The 22,170-nt window shown below is 53.9% G+C and carries 25 protein-coding genes, 1 tRNA gene and 2 pseudogenes; 5 read left to right on the top strand and 23 right to left on the bottom strand.

The annotated features are described in order from the left end of the window. Positions 1 to 12: 12 nt before the first annotated feature. From pheS to EKL30_RS17945, 7 genes and pseudogenes are all read right to left on the bottom strand, one after another. Positions 13 to 1,035 (bottom strand): phenylalanine--tRNA ligase subunit alpha, encoded by a 1,023-nt coding sequence (gene pheS / locus EKL30_RS17975; RefSeq protein WP_126708628.1) that lies wholly within the window; start codon positions 1,033 to 1,035, stop codon positions 13 to 15. 70 nt (positions 1,036 to 1,105) lie between these two features. Next, entirely contained in the window at positions 1,106 to 1,465 is a 360-nt protein-coding gene (gene rplT / locus EKL30_RS17970) for a 50S ribosomal protein L20 (protein WP_073100808.1), read from the bottom strand. A gap of 19 nt (positions 1,466 to 1,484) precedes the next feature. Further along, complete coding sequence (gene rpmI / locus EKL30_RS17965) at positions 1,485 to 1,682, bottom strand: 50S ribosomal protein L35 (RefSeq protein ID WP_073101588.1); 198 nt, start codon at positions 1,680 to 1,682, stop codon at positions 1,485 to 1,487. A 153-nt stretch (positions 1,683 to 1,835) separates the two neighbouring features. Continuing rightward, a pseudogene (locus tag EKL30_RS17960) lies at positions 1,836 to 1,973 on the bottom strand (hypothetical protein); the annotation flags it as partial. Between the two features lie 66 nt (positions 1,974 to 2,039). Further along, positions 2,040 to 2,687 (bottom strand): DUF799 domain-containing protein, encoded by a 648-nt coding sequence (locus EKL30_RS17955; RefSeq protein WP_126708626.1) that lies wholly within the window; start codon positions 2,685 to 2,687, stop codon positions 2,040 to 2,042. A 5-nt stretch (positions 2,688 to 2,692) separates the two neighbouring features. Next, the gene (locus EKL30_RS17950; protein ID WP_233583240.1) at positions 2,693 to 3,214 is read right to left on the bottom strand and encodes a DUF4810 domain-containing protein; all 522 of its coding nucleotides are present in this window, start codon (positions 3,212 to 3,214) and stop codon (positions 2,693 to 2,695) included. A 9-nt stretch (positions 3,215 to 3,223) separates the two neighbouring features. Continuing rightward, positions 3,224 to 3,901, bottom strand: coding sequence for a CsgG/HfaB family protein (locus EKL30_RS17945; protein ID WP_126708625.1), 678 nt, complete (start codon positions 3,899 to 3,901; stop codon positions 3,224 to 3,226). Between the two features lie 494 nt (positions 3,902 to 4,395). Here EKL30_RS17945 and EKL30_RS17940 point away from each other — a divergent pair, with 494 nt between their 5' ends. Next, complete coding sequence (locus EKL30_RS17940; protein ID WP_126708624.1) at positions 4,396 to 4,614, top strand: DNA-binding protein; 219 nt, start codon at positions 4,396 to 4,398, stop codon at positions 4,612 to 4,614. A gap of 57 nt (positions 4,615 to 4,671) precedes the next feature. On the opposite strand, the gene EKL30_RS18885 is transcribed toward EKL30_RS17940, so the two are convergent. After that, positions 4,672 to 4,845, bottom strand: coding sequence for a hypothetical protein (locus tag EKL30_RS18885; protein WP_158618440.1), 174 nt, complete (start codon positions 4,843 to 4,845; stop codon positions 4,672 to 4,674). A gap of 223 nt (positions 4,846 to 5,068) precedes the next feature. After that, entirely contained in the window at positions 5,069 to 6,583 is a 1,515-nt protein-coding gene (locus tag EKL30_RS17935; protein WP_126708623.1) for a YifB family Mg chelatase-like AAA ATPase, read from the bottom strand. A 183-nt stretch (positions 6,584 to 6,766) separates the two neighbouring features. On the opposite strand from EKL30_RS17935, the gene EKL30_RS17930 reads away from it, so the two are divergent. Continuing rightward, complete coding sequence (locus EKL30_RS17930) at positions 6,767 to 7,366, top strand: 2-hydroxychromene-2-carboxylate isomerase (RefSeq protein ID WP_126708622.1); 600 nt, start codon at positions 6,767 to 6,769, stop codon at positions 7,364 to 7,366. 7 nt (positions 7,367 to 7,373) lie between these two features. On the opposite strand, the gene EKL30_RS17925 is transcribed toward EKL30_RS17930, so the two are convergent. Together EKL30_RS17925 and EKL30_RS17920 are read right to left on the bottom strand one after the other, a co-directional pair. Further along, positions 7,374 to 7,649, bottom strand: a complete 276-nt coding sequence (locus EKL30_RS17925; RefSeq protein WP_126708621.1) for an accessory factor UbiK family protein — start codon at positions 7,647 to 7,649, stop codon at positions 7,374 to 7,376. A gap of 161 nt (positions 7,650 to 7,810) precedes the next feature. After that, on the bottom strand, positions 7,811 to 8,260 hold the full coding sequence (locus tag EKL30_RS17920) for a hypothetical protein (protein ID WP_126708620.1): 450 nt from the start codon (positions 8,258 to 8,260) through the stop codon (positions 7,811 to 7,813). A gap of 503 nt (positions 8,261 to 8,763) precedes the next feature. On the opposite strand from EKL30_RS17920, the gene EKL30_RS17915 reads away from it, so the two are divergent. Next, positions 8,764 to 9,102 carry a P-II family nitrogen regulator gene (locus EKL30_RS17915; RefSeq protein WP_126708619.1) on the top strand — a complete coding sequence of 113 codons (339 nt, stop codon included), beginning with the start codon at positions 8,764 to 8,766 and terminating at the stop codon, positions 9,100 to 9,102. Between the two features lie 89 nt (positions 9,103 to 9,191). Continuing rightward, positions 9,192 to 10,418: an ammonium transporter gene (locus EKL30_RS17910; RefSeq protein ID WP_126708618.1), complete on the top strand. Its 1,227-nt coding sequence runs from the start codon at positions 9,192 to 9,194 to the stop codon at positions 10,416 to 10,418. Here EKL30_RS17910 and ptsP read toward each other — a convergent pair. The 6 genes from ptsP to thrS form a co-directional block, all read right to left on the bottom strand. Further along, positions 10,415 to 12,106, bottom strand: a complete 1,692-nt coding sequence (ptsP, locus tag EKL30_RS17905; protein ID WP_126708648.1) for a phosphoenolpyruvate--protein phosphotransferase — start codon at positions 12,104 to 12,106, stop codon at positions 10,415 to 10,417. The two genes, EKL30_RS17910 and ptsP, sit on opposite strands and share 4 nt — an antisense overlap. Positions 12,107 to 12,203: 97 nt before the next feature. Then, positions 12,204 to 12,473 carry an HPr family phosphocarrier protein gene (locus tag EKL30_RS17900; protein ID WP_126708617.1) on the bottom strand — a complete coding sequence of 90 codons (270 nt, stop codon included), beginning with the start codon at positions 12,471 to 12,473 and terminating at the stop codon, positions 12,204 to 12,206. 42 nt (positions 12,474 to 12,515) lie between these two features. Beyond that, the gene (locus EKL30_RS17895) at positions 12,516 to 12,917 is read right to left on the bottom strand and encodes a PTS sugar transporter subunit IIA (RefSeq protein WP_126708616.1); all 402 of its coding nucleotides are present in this window, start codon (positions 12,915 to 12,917) and stop codon (positions 12,516 to 12,518) included. Beyond that, entirely contained in the window at positions 12,918 to 13,877 is a 960-nt protein-coding gene (gene gshB / locus EKL30_RS17890; RefSeq protein ID WP_126708615.1) for a glutathione synthase, read from the bottom strand. It abuts the gene before it with no gap. 63 nt (positions 13,878 to 13,940) lie between these two features. Continuing rightward, positions 13,941 to 14,522, bottom strand: coding sequence for a translation initiation factor IF-3 (infC, locus tag EKL30_RS17885; protein ID WP_233583243.1), 582 nt, complete (start codon positions 14,520 to 14,522; stop codon positions 13,941 to 13,943). A 23-nt stretch (positions 14,523 to 14,545) separates the two neighbouring features. Beyond that, the gene (gene thrS / locus EKL30_RS17880) at positions 14,546 to 16,468 is read right to left on the bottom strand and encodes a threonine--tRNA ligase (protein WP_126708614.1); all 1,923 of its coding nucleotides are present in this window, start codon (positions 16,466 to 16,468) and stop codon (positions 14,546 to 14,548) included. A 361-nt stretch (positions 16,469 to 16,829) separates the two neighbouring features. On the opposite strand from thrS, the gene EKL30_RS17875 reads away from it, so the two are divergent. Continuing rightward, a tRNA-Val gene (locus EKL30_RS17875) sits at positions 16,830 to 16,906 on the top strand. Between the two features lie 134 nt (positions 16,907 to 17,040). Here the strand turns inward: EKL30_RS17875 and EKL30_RS17870 are convergent. The 6 genes and pseudogenes from EKL30_RS17870 to EKL30_RS18880 form a co-directional block, all read right to left on the bottom strand. Next, a complete protein-coding gene (locus tag EKL30_RS17870) occupies positions 17,041 to 17,343 on the bottom strand; it encodes a DUF6388 family protein (protein ID WP_126708613.1) in 303 nt (100 codons plus the stop codon). Positions 17,344 to 17,490: 147 nt separating this feature from the next. Continuing rightward, a complete protein-coding gene (locus tag EKL30_RS17865) occupies positions 17,491 to 18,159 on the bottom strand; it encodes a phosphoribosylanthranilate isomerase (protein WP_233583238.1) in 669 nt (222 codons plus the stop codon). After that, positions 18,160 to 19,848 (bottom strand): TRAP transporter large permease subunit, encoded by a 1,689-nt coding sequence (locus EKL30_RS17860; protein WP_126708612.1) that lies wholly within the window; start codon positions 19,846 to 19,848, stop codon positions 18,160 to 18,162. A gap of 2 nt (positions 19,849 to 19,850) precedes the next feature. After that, entirely contained in the window at positions 19,851 to 20,480 is a 630-nt protein-coding gene (locus EKL30_RS17855) for a TRAP transporter small permease subunit (RefSeq protein WP_126708611.1), read from the bottom strand. Between the two features lie 161 nt (positions 20,481 to 20,641). Next, complete coding sequence (gene truA / locus EKL30_RS17850; RefSeq protein ID WP_126708610.1) at positions 20,642 to 21,445, bottom strand: tRNA pseudouridine(38-40) synthase TruA; 804 nt, start codon at positions 21,443 to 21,445, stop codon at positions 20,642 to 20,644. 6 nt (positions 21,446 to 21,451) lie between these two features. Continuing rightward, positions 21,452 to 22,170, bottom strand: a pseudogene (locus EKL30_RS18880) (hypothetical protein); the annotation flags it as partial.

The following is a 22,170-nucleotide window of genomic DNA, read 5'->3' as shown; positions in this document are numbered from 1 at the left end:
GGCGCCGACACCCTAGCGGTTGAACTGGCGCAGGAAGCGCAGATCACCTTCAAAGAACTGTCGTAAATCATTGACGCCATAACGCAACATGGTCAGGCGCTCCAGCCCTGAACCGAACGCAAATCCGATGTAACGTTCCGGGTCCAGCCCGTAGTTTCGTACAACCTGAGGGTGCACCTGTCCCGAGCCGGAGATCTCGAGCCATCTTCCCTGATTCGGTCCAGAAGTGAACATCATGTCGATTTCGGCAGAAGGTTCGGTAAACGGAAAAAATGAGGGCCGGAACCGAATCGACAAATCGTCGGTTTCGAAAAAAGCCTTCAGAAAATCGGTATAAACACCCTTCAGATCTGCAAAAGAGATGTCCTCGGCGATCCATAAGCCTTCGACCTGATGGAACATCGGCGAATGGGTGGCATCGCTGTCGACGCGATAGGTGCGCCCGGGCGCAATTACCTTAATCGGTGGTGTGTGCGTGCGCGCGTAGCGCACTTGCATGGGGCTAGTATGGGTGCGCAACAGCAAAGGCAAGCCTTGCGCATCTTGCATATCTATATAAAAAGTATCCTGCATGGAGCGCGCAGGATGATTTTCAGGATTATTCAGCGCTGTGAAATTGGTCCAGTCGTTCTCGATTTCAGGGCCGTCGGCAACATCGAATCCTATCGAGCGGAAAATGGCCTCGACACGCTGCCACGTCTGGATAACGGGGTGAATACCGCCGAATGCTCTGCCCCGACCCGGAAGGCTGACGTCAATCGTCTCGGACGCCAGACGTTTGTCGAGTTCGGCCTGCGCCATTGCGGCGCGGCGCGCATTCAGCATGCCTTCAATATGTTGCTTCAGTTGATTGATACGTGCACCTTCAGCTTTCTTCTGCTCAGGCTCAAGCTTGGCAAGCCCTTTAAGCATCGTCGTCAGTGCACCCTGTTTACCTAAAAACCTGGCTTTGGCATTTTCCAGCGCTGCAGCATCTGCTGCCTGGGAAAACTGTTCTTTCGCCTGATCAATCAGGTCATCAACCGGAGGAGTCATATTGTCGCTTTTCCAAATACAAACGGAGCCCACTTGAGCCCCGTTTGCAGCAATACAGAATCGAAATCGATTAGGCAGCCAAAGCAGATTGTGCTTGAGCAACCACAGCCGCAAAGCCGGCTTTATCGTTTACAGCCATATCGGCCAATACTTTACGATCCAGTTCAATCGAGGCTTTTTTCGTGCCTGCGATAAACACGCTGTACGATACGCCCAATTCACGGCAAGCCGCATTGATACGGGTAATCCAGAGAGCACGGAAAGTACGTTTCTTATTGCGACGATCGCGGTAGGCATATTGCCCCGCTTTCATTACCGCCTGTTTGGCGATACGGAATACATTACCGCGGCGACCGCGATAACCTTTAGCTGCTTTAATAACTTTTTTGTGACGAGCACGGGCAGTTACGCCGCGTTTTACGCGTGGCATGGTAGGAGATCTCCGTTAATCAAGCGAAAGGCAACATTGCCTTGACCGAGGCGACATCAGACTTGTGCACCGCGGTAGAGCCGCGCAACTGACGCTTGCTCTTGGTTGTTTTCTTGGTGAGGATGTGGCGCTTAAACGCCTGGCCCCGCTTGATAGACCCGCTACCACGAACCTTAAAGCGCTTCGCAGCGCCTTTCTTGGTTTTCATCTTAGGCATGATGTAACTCTGTTGTTTATGAACGCAGGTGATTGCCATACCAAACTGACAATTCTTGCATGACCGCGCGCCCACTTGTTGGGGTATTTTTTGATTCTTTTCCAAGACCAGCCGGAAAAGCCATTGATTATACGATGTTATATAAGAATGTGTCTAGCCGCAGCGCCAACTTTGGCAAGGCTGCCGATATTGTAGGGCCTCCGCCACATGAAGGCTTCCTATGACGTCGTGCTCGCCCAGGTCGGCCAGGGTGCGCGCCACAAGCAACACCCGATCAGATCCCCACCTCGACTGTCCTGATTGTTGACGATACCTGAGTCACTTCTCGCTAAGTGATTAAAGCAAGCAGCAACCAGGCTAGTTCAATTCGTACTTTTCGGATCGAGGACCATACAACAGTCCACCGGGTTGCCCGGCGGTCAGCAGGAATTGATTAGTTGCCCCTGCCACGCGATAGCTTCGATCAGAAAGCGTGTTGACAATTTGGCTCACCACGGCTTGAACCAACATGCCGATTAACCCGCCGCTGCTGCCACTGGTTTCTGCCACGGCCTTCTTGCCCTCCCATAGCTTATTTCCGGATCGCAAATCGACCAGGACGGCTTCGACCTCCACGACGACGGAGCTCGAAAAAACGACGTAGGAGGAGCCGTATCTCTTTACGTCGATATAGAGCGCCGCATCGGCGCCAAAAATTTCGCGCAGCTTGGACGGAGCCAAAGCATGAATATCACCCGCCGTATAGAGACCGTTTTGTTTGAAGGTTTCATCTACCACCGCTACAGGCAACACATAGTAGCCGGACTCAGCCAGCGGGAACGTTGACTGGGCCAATACGGCGGCAGACGCGCCGGCTTCGACTGAACTATTTAACGGCGGCAATACTAGAATCGATGCGGGTTTGCTTTCCCTGAATGCCGAGTAATCTACATTCTGGTTCTGGGCGGCGCAGCCCGCGAGCATTGCAACAACCATCACCGCGGCCATTCGAATTATCGTTTTCATGCTTGTTATGTGCCCTTCTTTGCTTCTTCAATAGCCCGCGACTTGATCGCTGTGGAGGAACTAGGTCCTGCCGTAGCGGCATCCGGTACCGACAAGGACTTTTGCCCCTTCGAGGCCGAGGACTCGGCATTGCGCAACAAAAAGTCCATAAATGGCGTGGCTTCCGGAAACGCCAGCTTCTCGCTGTGTAGTTGCTCCACGGCCTTGTCGGCTTTGCCTTGCTTTAGATAAAGCATGCCAAGATGGGCACGAAAACCGGGCGGCAACGCCTGGTCGGCGGATCTGGCTATCTCAACATTCTGCTCCAGAAGCGCAGCCTGGGCCGCATAATCCGAGTCGGCGTCTTTAAGATAGTCGTAGACCCCCGCTTGGTACGATTGCCAGTTGTACATCAGCTTTTGTGGCTGTACGCAGGCGGCCAGGCCGCCAGTCAAGATGACGGCTACGGATAGTCGAAATACCGTTTGCTTCGGTCTGCTAAGCATTGCGCGAGCGGCACCGTACTCAGCCATAAATGCCTTGAACATGATGTGGCCTTAAAGGTTAGCCGGCTGCCAGGAGCCTTGGTGAATGCCTTCGACTAAGCGATTGACCGCCTCGCGAATCGCTAAATCAAGCACTTTGCCGTTCAGCGTGGAGTCGTAGCCAGAAGTACCACCGAAACCGATGACTTCCCGGTTGGACAAGGTATATTCGCCGGCACCGGAGGTGGAATAGACGACCTCGGAGGTCGTGGCATCGACCACATTAATGTCGACTTTAGCGTAGGCCAATTGTTCTTTGCCCCGCCCTAGGATGCCGAATAACTGGTGATCGCCTGTTACCTTACGACCGAACGCTGTCACGTCGCCCGTAATGACGTAGCGTGCGCCCTTGATCGTGGCTGCCTTTTTATTGAAGCCCGCCTCTTGGGCGATTTCCGTGAGGTTTTCTCGGTCCATCACCTGGAAGCGACCCGTGCGCTGAAGATGGCTCACAAGAATCGTTTTCGCTTGGCCTCCAAGGCGATCGACGCCATCGGAAAAAATACCGCGCAGAAAGTCGCTTCGATTATCGAATTTTCCTACCGAAACCGGGCTACGCACCCCCTGATACGCCGTTCCCGCAGAGGCCACGGCTGGTACGGCCACCGCCTGTGAACGCTCTACCGCGCAACCCGCGACGAGCGCGGATAGCACTAAAACAGAACCCGTTGTTACGAACCTCTTAAACATAACTTCCCTTTATGTACGCTATTAAGCGACAGTCGCGTGCTGGAGCCAACCTACTGCCATTAAGATGCATTTTACACAAAAGGTTACTTTAGTAATAATATGTCATTAGAACGCCCCATCCTCGCATCTATATAAAGATGACGCCTTCTTGGTCATGGGACACGTCTCGATGTGGGGACGCCGGATTGCGCACAGGGGTCGCTGCACCTACTCAACAGCGCAGCTACATTCATCCCACTTACCTGGGCATCCCAAATACAAGTAGCGAAGTCCATGGAAAAGCCCGACCTCTTTCAACAAGGGATCGGGCTCGTTGGTCGCCTGCCTCGAACCCAATGCCAGCTCATGTAGCGCGAGGGTCTTCCGGCGAGGTCCTGTGCGATAAGCGTGAGTCAAGGCGATCTCGATGCTTAGTTGTCATAGGCGTCAACCACTTGGCATTGATCGCGCTCGGGGCTATAAAGGATCCTTACAGTCCGTTCCTGGAGGTTCCCATGGCCACCGATCTCGTTGTTCGAAATGTTGAAGCCGAAGTCGTTCGGGCGTTAAACGAATCGGCGGCTTTACACGGACGCAGTGTCGAAGCCGAGCACCATGAAATATTGCGCGCCGCACTGATCACACCAGTCCGCCGGCCAATAAAAGCTGTGGTAACGAACACGCCCGATGTTGGCGCCGATCAAGATGTCAGTTTTCGAAACTCCGGTCGCTGATGTCTTTGCTCGACACACTCGCCCGCTGCAGCCGTTCAGCACGCCTCAAGGCGTTGTCTATGCCTGGGGCGCCTTTCCCCCCGCCCCATCAACCAATGCCTCCAATGCGCGACACCGCTCTCTGAGTTCTACTACCTCAAGGCGCAGTTCGTCGTGCATGCGTTGGTGTCTCATCGATGCATAGAAATACCCTATGCACATACCGATAAAGACGATCACGATATACCCCATTACTTCACTCCTTGTTAAGGCCTATCTCTGGCTGCATGAGCCTACGGCGTGGGAATCTTAAGGGTTTATAGATTCCGAGGCTGTGAAGCTGGTGGGCCGGGGCGATGTAGAAAGAATCATACAAGTGCTGGAAAAACCAGAAGGCTGGCTATCCACGGAAGCACGCGATACGGTACCGGGTTGTTGAAACAGGCCGTTGCACAAAGCATCGACAGCCGCAGCGTCAACTCTGCCAAGGCTGCCGATATTGTATAGCCTCCGCCAAATGAAGGCTTCCTATGACGTCGTGCTCGCCCAAGTCGGCCAGGGTGCGCGCCACACGCAGCACCCGATGGATAACCCGGGCGGACCAATTCCAACGCTGTATGCCTTCCTGCAGAAGTTTTTTAGCAGAAGACTGCATAACGCAATATTGTTCGATGTGGGCCACATCGAGATGCGCATTGACCCGCGATTGACGGAGCTCTTGCCGTTCACGGCAACGCACCACCCTTTCGCGCACGCTATCGGACGACTCACCCGGCGCCGCGTCCAGCCAATTCGCATCGGTCGCTGGCAATGTAATCTGCAGATCAACACGGTCTAGCAAAGGGCCAGAAAGCTTGCTGCGATACTTCTGAATGCGTTCCACGCCACACGTACACTGCATTTTCTTGTGGCCCAGCCAGCCGCAGGGACAAGGGTTCATCGCGGCGACCAGCTGGAATCTGGCCGGGAAAGTAAGCGTACGCGACGATCGAGCTATCGATACGCAACCGGTTTCCAGAGGCTCTCGCAATGATTCCAGCACCCGCCGTTCGAACTCTGGAAGTTCGTCAAGAAACAGGACGCCTCTATGAGCCAGACTGATTTCCCCGGGACGAGGCGACGCCCCTCCTCCGACCAAAGCAGGCGCTGAGGCCGAATGGTGCGGAGCGCGAAAGGGCGGCAGGTCGCTGAAACCATGGTTCCGGCCCGAGATGCTGGCCAAAGCGGCGACTTCGAGCGCATGTTCGTGACTTAAGCGCGGCAACAAGCCCGGAAGACGATGAGCCAACATACTTTTTCCCGTGCCTGGCGGACCTGCCATAAGCAGACTATGGCCCCCGGCAGCGGCTATTTCCAGAGCGCGCCGCGCGGATGCCTGGCCCCGTACATCTGACAGACATGCAATCCCGGCATCAATCGGTGCCGACAGCAACGATTGCGGGACCATGAGTGGGGTTCGTCCGGCAAAATGTTCGACAACATCTACCAAGGTGCTAGCCGCCAAAACAGTCAAGCCGGGAACGCGCTTCGCCACTGCAGCGCCGTCGGGTGGCAAGATAAGCGTGCTGCTGGGTTCGCTACGTGCCACCGCCAGGGCGATGGCGAGGGGCGCACCAACTGAGACAATGGCTCCGGTGAGGGATAGTTCTCCGGCAAAGACGTAGCGCTGCAAGTCGGGTATTTCGGCTCCGGGGTCGGCCTGGACCTGACCAGACGCCAGCAATACACCCAGCGCAATTGGCAAATCGAACCGGCCCGACTCTTTTGGCAAGTCGGCCGGCGCAAGATTCGCCGTAATGCGCCCTGCAGGAAATTCGAACCCACTGCTGATAATCGCTGAGCGGACGCGTTCCCGGCTTTCGCGCACCCCAGTGTCAGGTAAACCGACCACGTGGAATGCGGGCAAACCGGGTCCCACATGGACCTCAACGCGTACAGAAAAGGCCTCGAGGCCGCAAAGGGCCCTGCTTGCCAAGATTGCTAAAGACATTCCATACCTCGCCAAATCCCTGAAAGCAGGGGTAATCGATGATGAAGTATGTGGGCATAGCATAGCTGACGCTACGCTACGGCCATCGATAGGCCATGAGGATTAATACGCATGACCCCAAAACAAAGGATCGGCAATAATGGGTGATATCCAGCCCACTTACGCAACGAGACCTCAGTCACTATGAAGACCATCCGTTATTATCTTTCCCCGAAATCCCCCTGGACTTACCTTGGGCACGAAAGGCTATTGGCCATAGCTGACCGACACGGGGCGGCGGTGGAGCCCCGGCCGATAGGGCTCGGCGAAAGCATTTTCCCGATTTCGGGTGGTCTGCCCTTAAATCAGCGACCACCGCAGCGGCAGGCCTATCGGATTATTGAACTGAAACGCTGGTCGGACTATCTCGGAATTCCTCTTAATATCCACCCACAATTCTTTCCTGTCGACGATCAGCAAGCGGCAAAACTGATAGCCAATGCGATAAAGGTGGCTGGACACGACGCGGCATTGCGGCTAACAGGCGCATTACTACGGGCAGTATGGGCCGAAGAACGGGACATTGCCGACTCCGAGACCCTTATTCAAATAGCCGAAGAGTGCCAGTTGGATGGGGCTGCCTTATACGCCGGACGAGAAGCTGGCACCGACCTTTACGAGCGCTACACAAAGGCGGCTATTGAGCTGCAGGTGTTCGGTGCACCCTGGTACGAATATCAGGGCGAGTCATTCTGGGGACAAGACAGACTCGATTTTCTGGATCGGGCGTTGGCCGCAGAATAACTTCACGTCAAACCACCCCGCTACTCGTTCCTGATTGCAGCGGTGTGTCCGGGCGTCCTTCTAAAGTCTGGACCTTGGACTCCAGAGCCGCAATACGAGCCATAGCCCTTTGCAGGAGTTCGACTTGCACCTCGAATTCGTCTCGGGTAACAAGATCAAGCCTGGCAAAGGTTTGGGCCATCATGGCTTTGACGTTGCGTTCGATATCGGCAGCGGGCGTCTTGGCTATCAGCTCGGACATGTTTTTTTGAAAGTCTTCGATCCAATCGCTTCGGTTGATCATGGCAATCTCCATAGGACAATGAGATAGTGTAATAAAAAACGCTTCCAGAATGCACTACACCCCTAACGTTGGAAATTTTTCCCAACCTTTGGGGCGTAGTTCATCAGAGCTTTTTATTAGGCGTCTCTCAGGCGCCCTCCATCCATATAGAAAGTCCTGATCTATTTTGCTTCTGTGCCTGAGCTTGCTACGGAATCCTGTATTGCCCTGTCAGCTTTGGCCGCGCCTTCCTTTATGGCGTCCCCCATTTGACCAGCCTTTTCGGCCGTTGCGTTTTTCAAATCAACTGCTTTTTCGCCAACGGTATTGGCAGCGTGCTTCGCCGACTCTTTGATGGTCTCTCCGGTGACTGTCGGCGATTGCGTTGCTGGCGCACCAGAAGAAGATGAAGGCGAAGATGACGGAGCCGGCGTGGGCGACGGTGTGGTCTCGGGCGCTGGAGCCGGGGATGGGGTCGGAGCGGGCATGGGCGCTGGGGTTGGTGCGGAACGTTCAGGTGCTGCACTGCCACCCGCCGGCGCAGAGGTATCTTCACCTTTCGAGCATGCGGCAAGCAGACCCATCGAGGCGACCATTGCAATGACGGCAAGATGTGTACGAGTCTTTTCCATAATATCCTCACTAATCCTAAGTCGCGGTACGTCTTACTGATCCGCTGCGACTAACGGTTCAGTAGCGAGCTTGTTACAACTGGCTTAGAAACAATTCTAGCCACAGAAAGAACGTGCACCGTAAAGCTAGTGTAAATACTGATTTCAAAGGATTGATTTATTCGCCTCAAATTTTCGAGAAATACCTTTAATCATCGGCATTTGGGAAGAACGGGCGTCCCTTCCCCTGCAACACATAACGATACAAATCCCGCGACAGCCGAAGCTTTCGTTACAGTTTTGTGCAAAAGCAACATCAAAGACGCACTGTTTCGGTGCACCGACCATGCACTGGAGCACCAATACAGCGAGCGGTGCTGCCTTCTAAAGCAATAGAAAGTGAAGCGTGCGCGAGTATCTTGCCTCAGGATTAGCGAATTTCCCGTTCCGAGCGTGCAAGCCGCCCTGATAAATATGGCACGACTTTTGCGTAAAGCTCATTGTCAATCTCACGAGGAATCGCAATGAAGCTCATTACCGCCATCATCAAACCCTTCAAACTGGATGAAGTACGGGAAGCACTTTCAGACATCGGCATACAAGGCATGACGGTCACCGAGGTCAAGGGCTTCGGTCGTCAGAAGGGGCATACAGAACTATATCGGGGCGCCGAATACACCGTAGACTTTCTTCCGAAGCTACGTCTTGAAATGGCAGTCTCCGATCATATGGTTGAGCAGGCCATCGAGAATCTTTGCTCCGCCGCCCACACCGGCAAAATCGGAGACGGCAAGATCTTCGTCACCCCTATTGAGCAAGTAATTCGGATTCGAACAGGCGAATACGGCGAGAGCGCGCTGTAAGTCGTCCGTGCCCAGATTTTTTCAAATAACCATCCAGCGCTTGTTCGACTATAGCGGCAAGGCCGGCGCTTGATACTCAGGAGTAGAAAATGGATAAAGCCGATTTAGCATGGGTAAGCATTTCAACCGTGCTGGTATTGCTGATGGTGGTACCCGGGCTTGCGCTTTTTTATGGCGGCCTAGTACGCGCCAAAAACGTATTGTCAGTATTGATCCAGGTAGTGTCGACATTCTCGTTGGCTATCGTGATCTGGTTTGTTTATGGCTATTCACTTGCTTTCACCAAAGGAAATGCCGTAATCGGCGGATTCACGCGTGTCCTATTCAGTGGAATGCTTGATTTGTCCAACGCTAAATATGAACTGGCTGGCACAATTCCAGAACTAAGCTTCGCCGCGTTCCAGGCGACCTTTGCCGGCATTACCTGCGCACTGATCGTGGGTGGATTCGCTGAGAGAGCGAAATACTCTGCTGTCATGCTTTTTACTGCCATCTGGCTTACCTTCGCCTACATCCCTATCGCCCACATGGTATGGTCGCCGGGCGGTTGGCTCTTTGTGCGCGGTGCACTGGACTTCGCTGGCGGCACGGTAGTTCATATCAATGCAGGGATCGCTGGTCTGGTAGGCGCCTACTTTATCGGCAAACGTGTGGGCTATGGACGCGAAGCCATGCAGCCCCACAATTTGCCCATGGCAATGATAGGCGCAGCATTGTTGTGGGTCGGCTGGTTTGGTTTCAATGCCGGATCCGCTTTGGGTGCCAACGAAACCGCAGCGCTCGCCTTTTTCAACACTATGGTTGCTACCGCTGGCGCAATACTGGCTTGGCTTTTAATCGAATGGAAGTACAAGGGGAAGCCGTCCCTTTTGGGCTCCATCTCGGGCGCAGTTGCTGGTCTCGTCGGCATTACGCCAGCAGCGGGTTTAGTAGGCCCCGGAGGGGCGTTACTTATTGGCTTGATTGCGGGCGCAGCATGCGTTTGGGGCGTGAATGGCTTGAAACGAATGCTGCGCGCAGATGATAGCCTTGATGTCTTTGGTATCCATGGCATAGGCGGTATTGTGGGCGCCTTGCTAACAGGCATCTTCAACGCCAAGCCGCTGGGGGGACCAGGCCTGGATACCGTGGGTGCGATTCCGCATCAATTATGGGTGCAGTTCGAAGGCGTGATGATTACGCTAGTGTGGTCTGCGGTCGTTGCATGGGTTGCCTACTTCGTGGCTGACAAAGTATGCGGCTTGCGTGTAAGTCCTGATGTCGAGCGCGAAGGACTGGATATCAATTCACACGGCGAAACCGCGTATCACTACTAATTGGATAACGACGCTAAATCGATTCGCTCTGCTCGGTTTAGCGCCGATGCCACCTTGACCCGTAGTGCGTTAGAGTGGGCCTGCCGAACCTCTTTCTTTACATCCAACAATTGCTGCGGATGCATGGAAAATTCGGTCAGACCCAGACCCAATAGCATCCGCGTCACTCGGGAATCTCCGGCAATCTCGCCACACACGGCAACCGGCTTCCCTGCCCGTTCAGCAGCATTGATGGTATGCGCAATCAACCGCAAGACGGCCGGATGCATGGGATCGTATAGGTCGGCGACCTCGCTATCACCCCGATCGATAGCCAACGTGTACTGAATTAGATCATTAGTACCTATCGACAGAAAATCAAGGGTCTCGACAAAAGGCTCAATAGCGATGGCGATGGCGGGAATTTCCACCATGGCTCCCAGGGAAATATTCCGGGCATAAGGAATTCCAGCTACCTCTAGTTCGGAGCATGCACGTTCTATTGCGAGCCGGGTTGCATGAACTTCATGCATGTGAGAGATCATGGGAATCAAAATCCGCACATGCCCGTGCAATGAAGCACGCAATAACGCGCGTAGCTGCGTTACAAATATTTCGGGATTAGCGAGGCAATATCGGATCGCGCGCAGGCCCAAGGCCGGATTGGTCGCCACCGTAATGTCGCCGTCGAGCGTTTTATCAGCGCCCAGGTCAAGCGTGCGTATCGTTACCGGGCGCCCCTCCATGGCTTTGACGACCGAAGAGTAGGCCTCGTACTGCTCTTCCTCGGTAGGCAGATCGCGCCGACCCATAAACAAGAATTCGCTTCGAAACAGCCCAATGCCATCCGCACCAGCTTGCATCGCAGCCAGAGCCTCTTCGGGAAGCTCGATATTGGCCTCGAGCCGAATATGGATACCATCCAATGTGACCGCGGGCGCGTCTCTTAACAGCGCAAGCTGTGCGCGTTCCTCAGCGTAAAGGGTCTGTCGGTCGCGATACTCTTGAAGGACTTGCTCGGACGGGTTAACCAGCACCACACCGGTGAAACCATCGACGATCAGTACGTCGCCATCGCGAACCAGCATGCGAATATGTCCCAAGCCAACAATCGCTGGCACATTCATGCTTCGCGCGACAATAGCGGTGTGGGAAGTTGGCCCGCCCAAATCGGTCAGAAACGCGGCAAAACGGGCACCTCGCAGGCGCAGCATATCCGCGGGTGAAATATCGCGCGCCACAACGATGAGGGGATCATTGGAGTCGCCAGCGTCGAGATCAGGCAGCAAGGCCGTAGAACCAGACAGTACGCGCAATACTCGTTCGATGACCTGTCGTATATCGGCGCCCCGTTCGCGCAAATACTCGTCTTCCATCATAGAAAACTGCTCTACCAGCAGCTGACCTTGAGTCGTTAGTGCCCATTCGGCGTTGTAATGGCGCTCGAGGATGAGGTCGCAGCTTTGCTCAGACAACATAGGGTCGTCAAGAAGCAAACTATGAACGGTGAGCAATGGACCGAGTTCCCGCGGTGCGTCGTCGGGCAGCGTGCTGGCCATTACCTTCAATTCGTCGCGCGCAGTAATCAACGCGTTCTTCAGCCGTTTGCATTCGCCGGCCACCTCTTCGGGGGCAATGCGGTAGTGGGCGACCTCCAGGGCCGCGGCACTCATGATCGCCGCCTTGCCTATGGCGTAGCCTTTGACCACTCCTTGCCCCTGCATGGAGACCATGGAGCAAAACACCGGCAATTCGGAAGATAGGTGGAAAGTCATTCGGCGCTTGGGTTCTGGTACGGCGACCTGGCTATTCTTGCTCGCCGAATTTGTTATAAAACAATGACTGGATATCCTGCAAGGCCTGCTCGGCATCGTCACCGTTCGCGTCCACCTTGACGGTGACTCCGAGACCGGCAGCTAGCATCATCACACCCATTATGCTTTTGGCATTAACTCGCTGTGCACCGCGAGCAATAAAAATTTCGCTGCTGAATTTGCTGGCCAGCTGGGTAAGCTTTGCTGCCGCTCGTGCGTGTAAACCCAACTTATTACTGATGACGATATCAATGGATGGCATAAGACTCTTTTTGTTTAATAAGCAAGAACGTCGGGCGCCGCGTCAGCCCGTTTGGTCGGCATTGACAATACCCCTAAGGGCGCCAAGTCGCACGCTTTCGCTTAAGCGGTCAGGGTTCTCTTGCTGATCGGTAAGCGCCTTCAAGACCATGCACAGATTCGTGCCGGTAATCAAGTGCGCTGTCACACCTTGTTCAGTCGCCAGTTTAAGGGCTTGCTTGGCAATATTGAAGGGAGTTGCACCAAATATGTCGCAAAGGATAAGGGCAGCTTCGTCGACATCGTGAGCCAACTGCTGTGCAAGCTCAGATATCAGCTTTTTAGGCTCGGCATCGGGTGCAATGTCGAATACGGTAAGCTCAACTTTCTGCCCAAGGATATGTTCGGCACATGCCGCAAAGGCCGATCCGAGAGGCTGATGCATAACCAATACAATGTGTGCCATTCAAGAATCCACTGCCTGCTCGAGAGCCATGGCAAAATGCTGCGCAACGTCGAATCCCGTTTGCTCGGTTATCTCTACAAAACACGTGGGACTCGTGACATTGACTTCAGTGACATAGTCGCCAATGACATCAAGCCCGACAAGCAACAAACCCCGAGCCGCGAGCCGTGGCCCGACAATCCGTGCAAGCTCAAGGTCGCGCGGCGATAAAGCTTGCGCTACCCCACGGCCTCCGGCGGCTAAATTGCCCCTGGTTTCCCCCGCCAAGGGGATACGTGCCAGTGCGTAAGGTACCGGTTTTCCTGCAATCAACAGAATTCGTTTGTCGCCTTCCAGAATCTCAGGAATATACCGTTGTGCCATGATCGTGCGCTTGCCGTTGTCGGTAAGCATCTCGAGGATGGCGCCCACATTGTGTTCGGCTTCCAGAAGGCGGAACACACCGCTTCCGCCCATACCGTCCAACGGTTTGGCAACGACGTCAAGGTATTTTTGGTGGAAGGCACGTAGTCGCTTAATGTCGGACGTAACCAGGGTGGGCGACGTCAAATCAGCAAATTCGGTAATGGCGAGCTTTTCAGGATGATTCCGAATCGCTGAGCCCGAGTTAAATACCCTCGCGCCTTGCGCCTCGGCATACTCGAGCAAATGCGTCGCATAGACGTACTCCATATCGAACGGAGGATCCTTACGCATTAAGACGGCATCGAACTCGGCTAACTCGATATCTGATGCCGCACTGCGTTCGGTCCACCATGCCGTACCTTTAAGGTCAGCATTTTCGACCATCGCAATACCTGTCGCAGAGGCTTTGACCGTTCCTTCGTCGATGTACAAGTCACCCTGATGGGCCACGCTTAACATGTGGCCTCGGGCGACAAGAGCACGCATCATCGCTACTGAAGAATCTTTGTAGGCCCTTAGGGACGTCAAGGGATCAATAACAAACAAAACGTGCATAAGACACCTGCGTTCACCCCTCCGCTGGATGGCTCCGTCGGAGGGGGATTAAAAGTTTCGGGTTCAGGAAGCGGCGTCGCCGGGCTTGCCGGGTGTCGCTTTTTTCCGGGGCGCCAAAACCATTACCATTTGGCGACCTTCAAGCTTGGGCATCGCTTCGACCAGGCAAAGCTCGGTCAGATCGTCGCGCACTCGTTCGAGCACCCGCATACCAAGTTCTTGGTGAGCCATCTCGCGGCCACGGAAACGCAAGGTGACTTTGGCCTTATCGCCTTCTTCGATAAAGCGGCGCAAATTGCGCAGCTTGACCTGATAATCGCCTTCGTCAGTTCCCGGGCGGAACTTGACTTCCTTTACCTGAATGATCTTTTGCTTGGACCGGGCTTCTTGTTGACGCTTTTGTTCTTGATATTTGAACTTGCCATAGTCCATCAATCGGCAGACCGGCGGCTCCGCATTAGGTGCAATCTCGACCAAGTCTACTTCGTGTTGTTCTGACAGAAGGAGGGCATCGGCGGTTTTAACAACCCCTAGCTGCTCGCCTTCTACTCCGATAAGACGCACCTCAGGGACGCGGATTTCACCATTGATGCGATGTGGTTTTTCGGTTGCGATGTCTAAGACTCCTAGAATTAATAAAAAAATCAAGCCTGCAGGCTTACCCGGTATTACGCCCGAGTGTTGATTTCATTTTCGAGGCGGGTTGAAAACGCTTCCAGGGACATTACCCCCAAATCGACGCCACCCCGACCTCGTACCGCCACATTACCGGTTTCGCGTTCTTTTTCGCCTACTACCAGAATGTACGGGATTTTCTGCATACTGTGTTCTCGGATTTTACGGGTGATTTTTTCAGCACGCAAATCGGAACTAGCCCTAAACCCTTGTTTTTTCAAGCTTAGAACGATTTCTGCAGCATATTCCGCCGACGGCTCGGAAATGCAACAAACCACGGCATGCTCGGGCGACAGCCACGCTGGCATGGCCCCTGCATGGTTTTCAATCAGCATGCCGATAAACCGCTCGAACGAACCCAGTATGGCTCGGTGCAGCATAACCGGTGTCTTGCGTTGATCGGCTGGATCCACATATTCGGCGCCCAGGCGTTGCGGCATCGAGAAATCCACTTGGATTGTGCCACATTGCCAGTGCCGGCCAATAGCGTCTTTCAGCGTATATTCAATCTTCGGTCCATAGAAGGCCCCCTCACCGGGAGAAACTTCATACGCGCATTGCGTATGGTTCAGACTATCCATCAGGGCCTGCTCCGCCTTGTCCCATACTTCGTCGGAACCGATACGCTTCTCGGGCCGCGTTGCAACCTTATAAAGAATTTCGGTAAAGCCAAAATCGGAATACACCTTCTGAAGCAAGGCAGTAAAGGCTACGCACTCGGCTTGCAGTTGATCTTCGGTACAGAAAATATGCCCATCATCCTGAGTGAAGCCGCGCACCCGCATCATGCCGTGCAGGGACCCCGAGGGTTCGTTGCGATGGCATTGGCCAAACTCGCCATACCGGATTGGCAATTCCCGGTAGGAATGCAGTCCTGAATTGAATATCTGGACGTGGCCCGGGCAGTTCATGGGTTTAAGCCCATAAGTGCGATTTTCAGACTCCGTCGTGAACATGTTTTCGGCGTAATTATCCCAATGCCCGGTTTTTTTCCATAGCGATAAGTCCAGGATCTGAGGGGCCTTTACTTCCTGGTACCCGTTATCCCGATAAACCGCACGCATGTATTGCTCTACTTGCTGCCACAGCGTCCAGCCTTTGGGGTGCCAGAAAATCAAACCTGGCGCCTCTTCCTGAAAATGAAAGAAATCAAGTTCACGTCCCAGCTTCCGATGGTCGCGGCGCTCAGCCTCTTCCAGCATGGTCAGATAGTTAGCCTGCTCTTCCTTGGAGGCCCACGCCGTACCGTAGATGCGCTGAAGCATTTCGTTTTTACTATCGCCACGCCAATAAGCTCCAGCAACCTTCATCAGTTTAAATACTTTCAGGCGCCCCGTAGAGGGCACGTGCGGGCCCCGGCACAAATCGATGAAGTCGCCTTCACGATACAGGCTGATAGGCTCGTTCGAAGGGATTGACGCAATGATTTCGGCCTTGTAATGCTCGCCTATTCCCTTGAAATAGGCGACGGCGTCGTCACGCATCCACTCTTCGCGAGTAACGATCTCGTCTTTCTTCACAATTTCGGCCATTTTCTTTTCGATGGCTTCCAAGTCCTCTGGGGTAAACGGACGCTTGTAGGAAAAATCGTAATAAAAGCCGTTTTCGATGACAGGGCCGATGGTGACTTGGGCATCCGGAAAGAGGGATTTGACCGCATAGGCCAGCAAGTGTGCGGTGGAATGTCGAATCAGATCCAGTCCGTCAGCGTCTTTGGCGGTAATGATGGCCAGTTCGGAATTTTCTTCGAGGACAAAATTGGTATCAACCAGACGTGGCTCGGCTCCGTTCACCGTGATACGCCCAGCCAGCGCGGCACGCCCCAACCCGGTACCTATCGAGTGGGCAACATCGCTGACAGAGACGGGGCCTGGAAACTCGCGGCGCGAGCCATCAGGTAAGGTAATTTGAACCATAAATTGTCCTGAAAATGCAAAAACGCGGCACCAGCCGCGTTTTGGGAGTTTTTGATTTGCTTTTAGGCTGAAAACAATACGCGGCGACAGCTATGTACAAAAGGTCGTAGTTCGCGTAGTGCTCAAGTTCATATAAACCAGAAAATTAGTTGGGTAATCGTTGCTTTAGTGTAACACCCCAGCGTCATATTGACTTGTATAGAATGCAAAGGGCGCGATATGACGCCCGCTCGGAGAGGTGTGTGTTGCTAAAAAGGGAAACCGTTACCAGGTTTTCGGCCATCTGCCGACGCAAAAAAACGCCCCCCGACACCCCCCTTTGACAAGCAGTAAACTTCTGAGTTAGAATTTCGTTCTTCCTAGGCGGTTAGCTCAGTTGGTTAGAGCGCTACGTTGACATCGTAGAGGTCGCTGGTTCGAACCCAGTACTGCCTACCAAACATTATTCAGGTGAACTTTTACGGGGTCATCTGAAAGCAGAAAAGCCCGCAAGCCGAAAGGTTTGCGGGCTTTTCTGCTTAGGGCCCAATAGCAGCGCCACATGCAAATGGCAGCTAGATCCTGTGGCGGCACTACATGCCGATCATGCTCTTTATTTGGCTATTCTGGGCGGCGATCATATGATCGAACTCCTCTTTAGAATCCGTTCCCAGCTCGAGCAACATCATCATACTGTCCTTGCCGATCGCCTTTGCCGCAGCAGCAATAATGCGGTATCTGGCGACTTCCCTTCGATTGCTGATGTCGGATCCCGATTTATCTGCGTCCCGCTCGATGATGGCTTCAAGCTCTTGCAACTTCGAAGGGTTTTGCTCGAAGAATCGTTGCTTGCCAAGCTCTATCACTTCTTTGATCCGGTTAGCGTCTACGCTCATTTTTTGCTCCTGTGGACTTCGTCGGCGCCAATGTTACTCCAACTCGGTGGAGATGCAGTGCCGGACGCACTGCGCCTTCAAGCACAATTGCTGAACCCCTTCGGCATATTCACTATGGAATCGGCTGCATGCGCTTTAGGCTATGGCCTACGCGCTGCGCACTGCGGTAATAAAGTCTCTTATTTTTTCGGCTGACTTGATCCCTGGGGACGTCTCAACCCCGCTGCTGATATCGACCGCGTAGGGCCTAATCAAGTTGATGCTGCTCGCGACTGAAGCAGAGGAGAGTCCGCCGGCAAGAATCAACGAGCGTCTGTCTTGCGCGTCTTGAACCGACCGCAGCAGCGAGGCATCGATTGCGACGCCGCTGCCGCCGTATCCGGGACTATAGCTATCGAACAGCCAGGCACTTGCAGACCGATAACGCTGGCAGGTTTGCAGTAGCCCCGCGGGCGTATCTAAGCCGGGAGCCCCCGCGCGAAAGGCACGGAAATATCGATGATTGAAGCTTTCACAATACTCCGGCGTCTCGTCGCCATGGAATTGCAGTAAGTCAGGCTGGACCTGACTGATGACCTCCCTCACTTCTGAGTCAGTGGCGTTTACAAACAAAGCGACTACGCTGACGAAGGCCGGGACCTCTGTGCGTAGTAAGCGAGCATGCTCCACCGTGAGCCCACGGGAGCTCTTAGGATACATAACCAGCCCGATGGCGTCCGCGCCTGCCTGGACGGCTGCATGCACATCCTCAGCGCGGGTCAGACCGCAAATTTTGACTCGAGTTCGAAACTGACCATACATTGTGAAGCTTTCCATTTATTGAAACGCGGCTCCCGGCTCGGCCGCACCACTATCGGTGGCGCCACCATCGTAAGAGTCTGAACCGTATATATTATCAGCGCCAAAATTGATCGTTGCGGGATCCACGACGGGAGCATCATTCTTATAGTGAGTGACCATACCGGGAAAGAGCATTACGGCCGCTACCATCACTACCTGTATGCAAATAAACGGTACTGATCCCCAATATATTTGGCCGGTCGTAACTTTGGGAATCAGCTTGCCCGTGACTCGGTCATGATAGTCGTCTTTGGGCGCCACGGATCGCAAGTAAAACAGGGCGAAGCCAAATGGCGGATGCATGAAAGAGGTTTGCATATTGACGGCCAGCAGCACGCCAAACCAGATCAGATCAATTCCCATTTTATCCGCTACCGGACCCAATAACGGAATGATAATGAAGGCGAGTTCAAAGAAATCCAGGAAGAACGCCAGAAAGAAGGTTAACAGGCTGACTACGATAAGAAAGCCCCATTGTCCACCTGGAAGCCCACTAAGCAGGTGCTCGACCCAGATATCTCCGTTTATGCCCCGAAAGCTGAGGCTAAATACGGTAGAGCCGACCAGGATGAAAACGACAAAACACGAAAGCTTGGTCGTCGTGTCCATCGCCTGCTTAAGCAAGGGAAAAGAAAAGCGCCCGCGCGTAACGGCCATCACCAACGCGCCGACAGCCCCCATGGCACCACCTTCGGTAGGTGTCGCCACGCCAATGAATATCGTACCCAGCACCAGGAAGATCAGGAATAAAGGCGGAATCATGACGAACGTGACTCGTTCGGCGATTTCGGACAGCAGACCAAGCCTTAGCGCTTTGTTAATCAACGCGATTATCAGCGCTGTGATGCCCCAGCCCATCAAGATGATAACGATCCGCTCGTCGACCGGAATCTGGGTATGTTCACTGAAATAATACTCTGCCCCAAAATACGAGACTGTCGACGCAATGATCGTAAGCACGGCGAGCGAACGTAGACCCCGGCTTCCGTCGGGCTTGACATAGATACGGGCATCTTCGGGCAAGGCCGGCACTTTGGCAGGGCTTATTAACGAGATAACGACGATATAAACAATATAAGCCAGTGCCAGCAGTAGCCCAGGGATCATGGCTCCGCGGTACATATCGCCAATGGAACGGCCAAGTTGGTCAGCCAGGATGATAAGTACAAGCGATGGCGGGATAATCTGCGATAAGGTGCCCGACGCCGCGATTACGCCAGCAGCAAGTCGTCGATCGTAGCCATAGCGCAGCATAATGGGCAGCGAAATCAAACCCATCGAAATAACCGAGGCCGATACCACGCCGGTAGTTGCCGCCAGCATAGCTCCGACCAGCACCACTGCAATCGCCAAACCTCCGCGAATAGGACCAAACAGTTGCCCAACGGTTTCGAGCAAATCTTCCGCCATTCCTGAACGTTCGAGAATCAGGCCCATCAGCGTAAAAAAGGGGACCGCTAACAACGTATCGTTCGCAACAATACCGAAGACGCGCTGCGGTAAGGCCTGGAACAAAGCCGGCTGCATAAGCCCGAGGTCGATGGCTACTAGTCCATACAAAATACCATTGGCTGCCAGCGAAAATGCAACAGGAAACCCGAGCAACAAAAATACGATCAAGTTAATAAACATGATCGGGGCCAGATTATCGACGAAGAACTCCATGATTAAAGGCCCTTGCTTGTTGTTATAGTCTGACCAGAATCGCGAGCGTCTTGCTCGGCCAACCGGCGAATTTCATCAGCCAGTTCTTCTTCGGCGGTTTTCCCCGCTACCCTTGCGGTAGGATCGGGGCACGCGCCCCTAAGGAAGCCTATGCACTTAATAAGATGAGAAACGCCCGCCAGAATAAGCAAGGCGAAGCCGACGGGAATAAGAAGTTTGGCCGGCCACCGTATCAAGCCACCGGTGTTTGAAGAGAGCTCATGCAGAACCCAAGACTCGTAGAAATACGGCAACGACAACCAAAAAACCAAACCGAAAGCGGGAAACAAAAAGAACAGCACGCCGAAGATCTCAATCCATATCTGCGTGCGTTTGGAGAACCGCTGCGACAGCACGTCGACCCTTACGTGCTCATTGCGCAAAAATGTATAGCCTGCTGCCAGCAAAAAAATCGCACCGAATAAATACCACTGCAGCTCCAGCCAAGCGTTGGAACTATAGTTGAATACCTTGCGTATGACGGCATTGCTTGCACTAACCAGCACAACAACCAAGGTCAACCAGATAACGGCCTGTCCGACTTTGAGATTTACGGCGTCGATTAATTTCGATAAAACCAGAAAAAATTTCATGAATCCCACGCAAAGGGTGACGATGAGCAAACTATTCGTGGCAGGTAGGCCGGATAAACAAAGCCGACGAGTATAGAGCGCTAGTATCAGATCAAAACGGCGTGAATTCTAGTTGATTTCACCGTACTTGACCCTTGGTGTAAGCCCTCGTATCAGGCTGATTATGAAGAAAATCCAAGGTGCGAAAAAATGGCAGCTTCGGAAGATATTTCTGGCAACTGGAACTCTTCTGGATAATCGACGCGCCCGAGATACAAGCCGTCCGGCGCGAATGTGGGGGCCGCCATGCGCCGATCCCGCTGGCTTAACAATTGGTCTATCCATGTAGGCTCTTGCCTGTTTTGGCCTATGTACAGCAACGCCCCCATCAGATTGCGAATCATATGGTGGAGGAAAGCGTTAGCCTTGAACCTGAACAGAAAAAAGTCACCGTACCGGTCTACCTGAAGCGCATGTAGAGTACGGACTGGGCTGGCGGCCTGGCATTGCGATGATCGGAAGCAACTGAAATCATGTTCTCCGACCAAACGTTCGGCGGCATCACGCATGCGATCAAGATCCAGGGCGTGATATACCCAGCCTGCTCGCCCCTGCATCATGGGCGAGCGCACCCGTGTATTTCTCACCAGGTACAAGTAGGTACGCGACTTGGCTGAAAACCGCGCATGAAAACGGTCCGGCACTGACTGAGCCCATTGCACGGCAATGCTGTCGGGCAACAAAGCGTTCAGCCCACGTACCCATGATTCCACGCGTCGTTCCGCAGTGGTATCGATATGAACGACTTGCCCCAGGGCATGAACCCCGGTATCGGTACGTCCTGCGCAAATAGTCGCGACGGGTTGTGCTAGAAACTGGCTTAGCGCGGACTCCAGGGTGTCTTGAACGGTCCGGCCGTTAGGCTGTGTTTGCCAGCCCTGCCAGAACGATCCGTCGTAAGCGACTCCCAGCGCCATGCGTGGCATAACAGCTTATCGCTTGTGCGTTTTCAGATCATCAGTTGGCGGCTGCGCCAGATCGAGATTGATCCGTTCCAGCTTTTCTTTGACCATTGCTTCCGTTATTGGACTTGCATGATCATCATCGTCATGGGCGGCATTAGCCCTGCGCAATATCCATGCGATGATTAATACGATCAATGCCAGCAAGCCGGTAATGACGCCCAGCATATGCTCTTGTATCCATGACACGGTTTGGTCTGCCTTATTCGAATTCGTTTGTGTTTGCTCGCCTACCCGGTCGGAGCCAGGTGAGGCAGAATCTTTAGATATTTTGTCCGCCGGATCCGAGCCCGATGGAGAAGGGCTGGCCGACGACGTAACGCCACTGGAGGGCGACTGTCCTGGCTGCTTGCCTGAAGAAGCAGCCGCAGCGCCGGCTCCCGGGGCGAGATTGAGATTCTCGACGCCTGCAGGGTCGCTTTTTGCGCTATTAGAGACATTGGCCTGGGTACTGCCCGCCGCGCCGGACCCGGAATCCCCAGCAGTCCTTGAATCTGCCGTGCCCGATGTCGTCCCTGAAGCCGAGCCCGCCGTGCCTGGGCCAGCTGCATTTGCGCCTGCTGGACCTGCGCCTGCTGTGCCTGCTGTGCCTGCTGTGCCTGCTGTGCCTGCTGTGCCTGCTGTGCCTGCTGTGCCTGCTGTGCCTGCTGTGCCTGCTGTGCCTGCTGTGCCTGCTGTGCCTGCTGTGC

This window comes from Candidimonas sp. SYP-B2681 (assembly GCF_003971065.1).
Classification (GTDB): Bacteria; Pseudomonadota; Gammaproteobacteria; order Burkholderiales; family Burkholderiaceae_B; genus Pollutimonas.
Note: the sequence above shows the minus strand (reverse complement) of the source record. Positions and strands in the feature narration are given on the sequence as shown.